This window comes from Pseudooceanicola lipolyticus (genome assembly GCF_002786325.1).
Classification (GTDB): domain Bacteria; phylum Pseudomonadota; class Alphaproteobacteria; order Rhodobacterales; family Rhodobacteraceae; genus Pseudooceanicola_C; species Pseudooceanicola_C lipolyticus.
Genome location: NZ_PGTB01000159.1, coordinates 1 through 8,221, shown reverse-complemented (window position 1 = coordinate 8,221; position 8,221 = coordinate 1). Strand labels below are relative to the sequence as shown.

Annotated in this window: 8 protein-coding genes and 1 pseudogene; 3 read left to right on the top strand and 6 right to left on the bottom strand. The window is 66.5% G+C overall.

Annotation, left to right across the window (positions count from 1 at the left end):
• The 5 genes from CVM52_RS21435 to CVM52_RS21415 all read right to left on the bottom strand — a co-directional run.
• On the bottom strand, nt 1-1,806 hold a 1,806-nt coding region (locus CVM52_RS21435), incomplete at its 3' end, for a molybdopterin cofactor-binding domain-containing protein (protein WP_133119924.1).
• Nucleotides 1,799-2,653, bottom strand: coding sequence for an FAD binding domain-containing protein (locus tag CVM52_RS21430; RefSeq protein ID WP_100164425.1), 855 nt, complete (start codon nt 2,651-2,653; stop codon nt 1,799-1,801). The genes CVM52_RS21430 and CVM52_RS21435, both read right to left, overlap by 8 nt.
• Nucleotides 2,654-2,730: 77 nt before the next feature.
• The gene (locus tag CVM52_RS21425; protein ID WP_100164424.1) at nt 2,731-3,510 is read right to left on the bottom strand and encodes a copper chaperone PCu(A)C domain-containing protein; all 780 of its coding nucleotides are present in this window, start codon (nt 3,508-3,510) and stop codon (nt 2,731-2,733) included.
• A 116-nt stretch (nt 3,511-3,626) separates the two neighbouring features.
• Nucleotides 3,627-4,067, bottom strand: coding sequence for a MarR family winged helix-turn-helix transcriptional regulator (locus CVM52_RS21420; RefSeq protein ID WP_240621022.1), 441 nt, complete (start codon nt 4,065-4,067; stop codon nt 3,627-3,629).
• 167 nt (nt 4,068-4,234) lie between these two features.
• On the bottom strand, nt 4,235-5,674 hold the full coding sequence (locus CVM52_RS21415; RefSeq protein WP_100164423.1) for an aldehyde dehydrogenase family protein: 1,440 nt from the start codon (nt 5,672-5,674) through the stop codon (nt 4,235-4,237).
• Nucleotides 5,675-5,835: 161 nt separating this feature from the next.
• Here CVM52_RS21415 and CVM52_RS21410 point away from each other — a divergent pair, with 161 nt between their 5' ends.
• Entirely contained in the window at nt 5,836-6,489 is a 654-nt protein-coding gene (locus tag CVM52_RS21410) for a peroxiredoxin (protein WP_100164422.1), read from the top strand.
• A gap of 268 nt (nt 6,490-6,757) precedes the next feature.
• Nucleotides 6,758-7,225, top strand: coding sequence for an aminoacyl-tRNA deacylase (locus tag CVM52_RS21405; RefSeq protein ID WP_100164421.1), 468 nt, complete (start codon nt 6,758-6,760; stop codon nt 7,223-7,225).
• A 51-nt stretch (nt 7,226-7,276) separates the two neighbouring features.
• On the opposite strand, the gene CVM52_RS21400 is transcribed toward CVM52_RS21405, so the two are convergent.
• Nucleotides 7,277-7,534 (bottom strand): TFIIB-type zinc ribbon-containing protein, encoded by a 258-nt coding sequence (locus tag CVM52_RS21400; RefSeq protein ID WP_100164420.1) that lies wholly within the window; start codon nt 7,532-7,534, stop codon nt 7,277-7,279.
• 300 nt (nt 7,535-7,834) lie between these two features.
• On the opposite strand from CVM52_RS21400, the pseudogene CVM52_RS21395 reads away from it, so the two are divergent.
• Nucleotides 7,835-8,221: pseudogene (locus CVM52_RS21395) on the top strand (hypothetical protein); the annotation flags it as partial.

Sequence of the window (8,221 nt, the reverse complement as noted above, 5' to 3'; positions counted from 1 at the left end):
CTGCGCCTGTACCCGGTCGAAGACGTTCAGCAACCCTTCCTCATGCGGGCGCGCGTGTGCTTCGAACGATGCGGCCAGCGCCTCCAGGCAGGCGCGGATGCCGACGCCCTGGGTGAACACCTGGCCGCAGACGGTCGGCACGTTGTCCTCCAGCGCGTTCAGGATGCGAAACTCCAGTGCATCGATCCCCAGCCTGTCGGCCAGTTCGTCGAACAGCGATTCCTGCGCAATCGCGGTTTGCGGCACGCCAAAGCCGCGGAACGCGCCGGAGGGCGGGCAATGGCTGTGGATGCCCTGCGCCTCGGCCCGGTAATCCGCAATACGATAGGGCCCCGAGGCATGGACCGGCACCCGGTTCGCCACCGTCGGCCCCCACGAGGCATAGGCGCCGGTATTGAACCGCCCGCGAAAGTCAAAGCCGCAGATCCGGCCATCCCGCGTCGCGCCGATTTTCAGCGTGATGTCCGACGGGTGCCGCTTGGTCGTCGACTGCATCGATTCGACGCGCGAATAGGCCATCCGCACCGGCCGGCCGGTCTTGATCGCGCCCAGCGCCAGGAACGGCTGCACCGAGATATCCAGCTTCGAACCGAACCCGCCGCCCACCGCCGTCGGCACGATGCGGATGCGCGCGGCGTCCCAGCCCAGGATCTGCGCCATCGCCTCGCGGTCCATCACCGGGGCCTGGGTGCAAGCGTGAATTTCGACCTTGCCGTTGTCATAGGTGGCATAGCCAGCCTCGGGCTCGATATAGGCATGTTCGACAAAACCGCTGTTAAACCGCCCCTCCACCGTCACATCCGCCCGCGCCAGCGCCGCCTGCGCATCGCCGCATTGCACAAAGCCACCGCACATCACGTTGCCCGCGCGCGCAACGTGCAGTTGCGGCGCACCCGCTGAGGTTGCATCCGTTGCCGTCAGGGTCGCGGGCAGCTCGGTCCAGGTCACCGGAAAGCGGGCCATGTCGAACCGCTGCATCGCCTCGGGCGTGCCGATCACCGCCGCCACCGCCTCGCCCCGGAACCGGGTTTCAACCTCGGCAAAGACCGGCTGATCGGCAAAATCCGGGATCACCCCGAAACAGTTGCGTCCGGGCACATCCGCCGCGCTCAGCACCGCCACAACCCCCGGCGTGTCCCGCACGAACCCGTCGAGATCGCCCAGCACAAAGCCGGCGCGCGGAAACGGTGACCGCACCACCCGCAGCGCCAGCGTGCCGGGCGGTGCGATATCGTCGCCATAGGCCTCTGCCCCGGTGATCTTCTCCACCCCGTCCACCCGCCGGATCGCGCTGCCCACCGCGCCCGAACCGGCGGCTCGGCCGGTGACTCCCGCCGCCGCGTCCCGTACCGCGTCGATGATCTTGCGATAGCCGGTGCAGCGGCACAGCACACCGCCCAGCGCCTCCTCGATCTGCGCGGTGTCGGGCGCCGGTTCGTCGCGCAGCAGCGCCACCGCCGACACCATCATGCCCGGCGTGCAGATGCCACATTGCGCCGCGCCGTTGTCCTGGAAACTTTCGACCAGCCGCTGCGCCACCGGATCGCTCGCGGTCAGCCCGGCCACGGTTTCCACCCGCCGCCCCGCCGCCTGCTGCGTCGCGGTCAGGCAGGCGCAGACCGGCGCACCGTCGATCAGCACCGTGCAGGCGCCGCAATCGCCGGCATTGCACCCGACCTTGACGTCGCGCTGTCCGAGCCTTTCCCGCAAGCTGTCCGACAGCCTCTCGCCCGGCACCGCCGCAACCGAGACGTCACGCGCGTTCAGCACGAAGGCAACCGGCCAGTCCGCGGCGGATTTATCCATCCCGCCCCCCTTCGCCCAGCGTTGCCAGAACCACCCGGCGGCACATCTCGCCCGCCGCCTCCAATCGATAGGCGCCGGAGCCGCGCACATCGCTGATCGGCGCCAGGTCCGACAGATGCGCGTTCCAGATCTCCGGCTGGCCGGCCAGCGCCGCGGCGGTCTTGCCCAGCAGCGCCGCCTCCAGCCCCGGCAGCCGTGTCGCCACCGCCGAACAGGATCCCACCGCCACCCGCGCCCCGGCAATGGCGCCGCTTGTGTCCAGCCAGGTCACCGCGCTGACCATGGCAATCGAAATCACCAGGTATTTCCGCGCCCCCAGCTTCAGGAAATGCCCCCGCGCCTGTGCCGGCAATGGCGGGATCAGTATCGCCGAGACCATCTCGCCCGGCTTCAGCGCGGTCTTGCGCACCCCGGTGATGAACTCGGTCAGCGCAAGCTCGCGCCGGCCGCTGGCCGAGGCCAGCTCCACCCGCGCTTCCAGCGTCAGCAGCGGCGGCACCCCGTCGGCCGCGGGAGAGGCGTTGCACAGGTTGCCCGCAACCGTCCCGGCATTCTGGATCTGCAGCGACCCGACCTCGCGCGCGGCCAGCTTCAGCGCGTCGAACCCGGCGGGCAGATCGGCCTTGATGATATCGCGCCACCGCACCGCCGCGCCGATGCGCCAGCCCTGCCCGCTGCGGGTGATGCGCCCCAGTTCGGCAATGCGGGAGATATCGACGATATCGGCCGGGGCCGGGCGGTCGCCCAGCGCCGGAAAGAAATCGGTGCCGCCGGCCACAATACTCGGCTGGCCCGAGCCAAGGCAGGCCACTGCATCGGAAAGCGTGTCGGGCGTGGCGTATCCCATTCCGGTTGCCCCGCTACTGTTTGCATACAAACACGATAGGAACCGCGCTTGTCGCCTGTCAATCGATTCCTGCCGCGCTATTGCGCGGTGATCTCCGCCCGCGCCTCCACCGGCTTGCCCCCCGCCATCACCGGGCGGTGACGATTGGAATTCAGCGCCACCCGCACCGTGTAACGCCCCGGCGGCAGCGCACCGATTGTTGCGCCGTTGGAATACAGCCGGCCCAGCTTCAGACCGTTCAGATACAGATGCGCGTGCCCCTGGCCCGGACGGTCCGGCACGTCGCTTTCGGGCTGGTCAGGGCGGAAAAACTCGAAATTTCGCGTCTCAACCGCCAGGTCCCAGCCTTCGCCATCGGCTTGCCGGGTCACCTCCAGCGACAGCTCGGCCGAGCTGTCGCCGCTGTCGATCTCCATGTTCCGATGAAGCGCATGCGGGTCCATCGCCGCCGCCTCCGCGCCGGCCACCCGCGCCTTCAACGCCACCTCGCCCGCCTCTGCAAAGGTCAGGACCAGCGGGATCAGCGCCCCAGCCTGCAGTCCCTGCTGCGGATCCTCCAGCCGCAGATATACCCCGTCCCGGGCAAAAACCGGCCTCGACCCGGCCGGAATCGGCGTGTTGTCAAACGCCTCGGGGCGCACGATCACCGCCCGCCCGGCCGCCGCCGATGCCGCCGCCAGCAAGGCATCCGGCCCGCCGATATTTTCCAGGGTGAAATAGATCTCCAGCGTCTCTCCCACCGGCACCGCCACCGCATCATGGGCCAGCAGTCCGGGGGCGCGCGGCCGCGCGAGATAGACAAACCCGATGCCCAGCGCCGCAAGGATCACGATCAGAGCGCTAATTCGGCGGACCATCCTGCCCTCTTCCGTCCGGAAAAATCTTGCGTCCCAGCATCCGCGCGCGGCAGGCGCGGGTCAACCGAACAGCGCCCGCGCGAGACCAACCGCCGCGAACTTGTGCGATATCGCTCTCAAATGATCTTCCGCAGCAACCGCAACAACGTCGCGCGCTCGTCACCGTCCAGCGGTTCCAGCGTTTCCTCCGAGATCTGGGAACCCATCGCGTGCAACTCGGCGATCATCTCAAGCGCCATCTCGGTCGGACGGATGGTGGTGCGGCGCCGGTCGGTCTGGTCCGGCGCCAACGACACCAGCCCCTTCTTGTGCAGCCTGTCGACCACGCCCTTGATCGTTGCCACATCCATCGACACCAGCCGCCCCAGCCGGTTCTGCGAACTTTCGCCTAGCTCGACCAACCGGACCAGCGCGGAAAACTGCGTCGGGGTCAAACCATCCAGCATGTTGGCCTGAAAAATCAACGCGTGGCGCTGGTTGGCCAGCCGCAGCAGATAGCCGACCTGGTCTTCCAGCCGGTAACCGGCGCTCGTATCCCGTGCACTCGCGTCTGCCAAACCCACCCGTTCCCGGCGCGAACCCTGTCACATCCCAAAGTGCTAGCATCATTCGCCGGCGGGGTAAATTCGCAGAGGCCCATTTGGCCGATATAGCAACGGCCGGGGCAGGATATGCCCCGGCCGTCCTCACATCACCCGCCCGCCGCCTGTGGCGGCAGACCAGTCTATTCCGCGGCCCAGCCGCTGACCGATTTGACCTCCAGGAAATCCTCGATTCCCCAGACGCCGCCCTCGCGGCCATTGCCCGACTGTTTCATGCCGCCAAACGGCGCCCCGGCCCCGCGCGACTGGCCGTTCATTTCGACCATGCCCGAGCGCAGCTGCCGCGCCATCCGGCCCAGCCGCGCGGTATCCTGGGTCTGGACATAGTTGGTCAGACCATAGGGCGTGTCATTGGCGATCTCGATCGCCTCCTCCTCGGTCTCGAAGGGGATCATCGACAGCACCGGGCCAAAGATCTCTTCGCGCGCGATGGTCATCTGGTTGGTCACATCGGCAAACACCGTGGGTTTGACGTAATAGCCCCGGTTCAGCCCGTCGGGCCGTCCGGTGCCACCGGCGACCAGCCGCGCGCCCTCGTCGATGCCTTTCTGGATCAGGTCCTGGATCTTGTTGAACTGCACCTCGTTGACCACCGGGCCGATATGGCGCCCTTCGTCATGGGCGCTGCCCACGGTGACCGCCTGGGCCACCTCGGCCGCGGTCTCCACCGCCTTGTCATAGATCGGCCGCTGTACCAGCATCCGCGACGGCGCGTTGCAGGACTGGCCCGAATTGTTCATCATATGCAGCACGCCGCGTTTCACCGCCTTGTCGTCGGCATCGGCAAAGATCACGTTGGCGCCTTTGCCGCCCAGTTCCAGATGCACCTTCTTCAGCGTGTCGGCGGCATTCTTGGAAATCGCCGTGCCGGCGCGGGTCGACCCGGTGAACGACACCATGTCGACATCGGGATGTCCGGACAGTTGCGAGCCGACGCCGGCGCCATCGCCATTCACCAGATTGAACACCCCGGCGGGGAAACCGGCCTCGTCCATCATCTCGGCAAAGATCATCGCGCAAAGCGGGCTCTGCTCGGAGGGTTTCAGGATCATGGTACAGCCCGCCACCGCGGCGGCGCCCACCTTCAGGGTGATCTGGTTCATCGGCCAGTTCCACGGCGTGATCATCGCCACCACCCCGACCGCTTCCATCACGATCCGGTCACTGGGGGCGTGATCGCCCAGCGGCTTTTCGAACTGGAAGGATTTGGCGGCGCGCAGGAAATTCGAAAGGTGATACAGCCCCGCCCCCACCTGCTGCGACCGCGCCATGTCGATCGGCGCGCCCATCTCGGCGCTGATCGCCTTGGCCAGATCCTCGCCGCGGGTCTTATAGACCTCGATCAGCTTCTCGACATAGCCGATCCGCTCTTCCGCCGGGCGGTACATCCAGCCCGGCAGCGCCGCCTTGGCGGCGGCCACGGCCGCATTCGTGTCGGCCTCGGATCCCAGCGAGATCACCGCGCAGGGCTCTTCCGTCGACGGATCGATCACCTCGAAATCATGCGCCTTGGCGGGGTCGACCCACTGGCCATTGATATAGAATTTGCGCTTTTCGATCATGCCTACCTCCATCACTCCCAACATAACCCGACCGAGCGGTCAGGATTCGGCGCCACTCTGTCACTCGCTGGCCAAAGGGGCAAGAGAGGGCTTTAACGTCCCCCGCAAGAGACTAGGTTGTAGTCGACGCGAGTCGTTTCAAACCAGAGGGGGACCCAGAGATGAGTTTGCGTATCAATGACACCGTACCAGATTTCACTGCTGAAACCGACAAAGGCAGCATCAGCTTCCATGACTGGATCGGCGACAGCTGGGCGATCCTGTTTTCCCACCCCAAGGATTTTACCCCGGTCTGCACCACCGAATTCGGTGCTGTGGCGCAGCTGGCCGATGAATGGGCCAAGCGCAACACCAAGGTGATGGGCGTTTCGGTCGACGGCGTTGCCGACCACAAGAAATGGAAGACGGATATCGCCAGCGTGGCGGGCGCCTCGCCCGACTTTCCGATCATCGCCGATGACGGGCTGAAAGTGTCCAAGGCGTTCGACATGCTGCCGGCCGATGCCTACCTGCCTGATGGCCGCACACCTGCCGACAGCGCCACGGTACGCTCGGTATTCATCATCAGCCCGGACAAGAAATTGCAGCTGACCATGACCTATCCGATGACCGTGGGGCGCAACTTTGCCGAGGTGCTGCGCGCGCTGGACGGGTTGCAGCGCACCTGGCAGCAGCCGCTGGCCACCCCGGCAAACTGGATCGCCGGCCAGGACGTGATCGTAGCGCTGGCGCTGGACGACGCCGCCGCGGAACAGAAATTCGGCAAGCTGGACAAGAAGCTGCCCTATCTGCGCTATGCCAAGAACCCCGGCTAAGCGGGTGTCTTGCGGCCCGGGCGACCGCCCGGGCCATTCCATCGACGGATTTTGCCACCAGTGAGCACCGGCTTTCGGCCTCACCCGGCGCTTGGCTTGATGGTGCAATCCATTGGTCAAGCCCACGTGCGGCAGCCTTTGACAGGTTCGTCGCACGCCGCCCGCAACCTTGCCCGACTCACCCAAACCGGCGCAGACTGAAACCCTGACATGCACCCTGGGCGCCCCGGCGCCCGCGCGCTGGGGCGCCTCCTGACTGGAGGACGCCATGACCATTGCTTCACGCCTGCAACACCATCTCGATGCGACGGGCCTGCCTTACGGCACTGTTGACCATCCCTATGCCGCCACCGCCAGCGAATGCGCCCAGGCCGCCCATGTGCCCGGCGATCACCTGGCCAAATCGGTGCTGATCCATCGCGAGGCCGGGCCGATGCTGGCGGTGGTGCCGTCGAACCACCAGGTCGACCTGCGCGCCCTGCAGGCGATCCTGCACAACCCGCTGGGGCTGGCTGCCGAAGAGGACATGGATGCGGTGTTCGACGATTGCGCCCATGGCGCCGCGCCCTGCGTCGGCGCTGCCTACGGCCTGCCCACCATCATCGACAACAGCCTGTCGGGGCTCGACACCGTCTGGTTCGAAGCCGGCGATCACAAGACGCTGGTCAAGATGAAGGGCAGCGATTTCGACCGGCTGATGCGCGATGCCAGCCACGAGGCGATCTGCGTCCACTAAGCCGACCAGGCCCAGACGAACCCTCCGGCCCCACGTCGCCCCTGCGGCCGCTCAGAAGTCGAACAAGTCGTCCAGAAAGCTGCTGCGCTTCTTGCGTTTATACGACTTGTCCTCGTAACCGCGCCGCTCATCGTAACTGCGCCGGTCGTCAAACCCGCTCTGCGGCGTGGGCTGGGCGGCGCTGCGCTCGATGATCTTGTCCAGCTCGCCCCGGTCTAGCCAGACGCCGCGGCATTGCGGGCAATAGTCGATTTCGACCCCGCTGCGGTCGGTCATCATCAGCTGCGTTCCGTCGATCGGGCATTTCATGGAAAATCTCCTCGGTCAGTCGATGCACTCGATCTGGGGATGCGCCCGGCTCGGTACAAGCGTCCGCGACGCCACAGCGCAGGCCATACGCGCGCACCCGCTCACCGTGCCGGCCCACCGCGCCTGACCTTCCGGCAGCGTTAACGCCACCATGTTTGAATTCAGGCGGTTACCCCCGTCCCCGCCGGGACAGCCGGCTGCGGCGGCAGATCACGCACAGAACTGTGACTTGGCTCTCCTTCGAAATCGCCGCCGGCGTGGTACCTTTTGCCATTGCCCACGCCACCCGGATTGATTCCCATGAAAACTTTCCTGCGCGTCCTCATTGTTATCCTGCTGCCCGCCGCCGCCCTTGCCGAGGGCGCCGGCGCCCGCTACGGCAATTCCGGCTTTAGCGAGCAGACCACCAACCGGCTGACCTGGACCCTCACGCGCGGCGTCGCCGCCTGCCGCCAGGCGCTGCCGGATGTCTACCGCTATGACTGCTATCGCGCGACCTATGCCGATGCGGTGAAAGACCTGAAATTCAACCGCGACTATGCCCCGGCCCGCGCGGTGCTGGCCCAGGTCGAACAGGCGCTGGCCGCCACCATCACCCGCTATGCCGACCCGGCGGCCCCGCGGGCACGTCAGGGGTTCTCACGCTACCGCGCCATCCGCCCCGAGGCGCTGCCCGCCGCGCGCGAG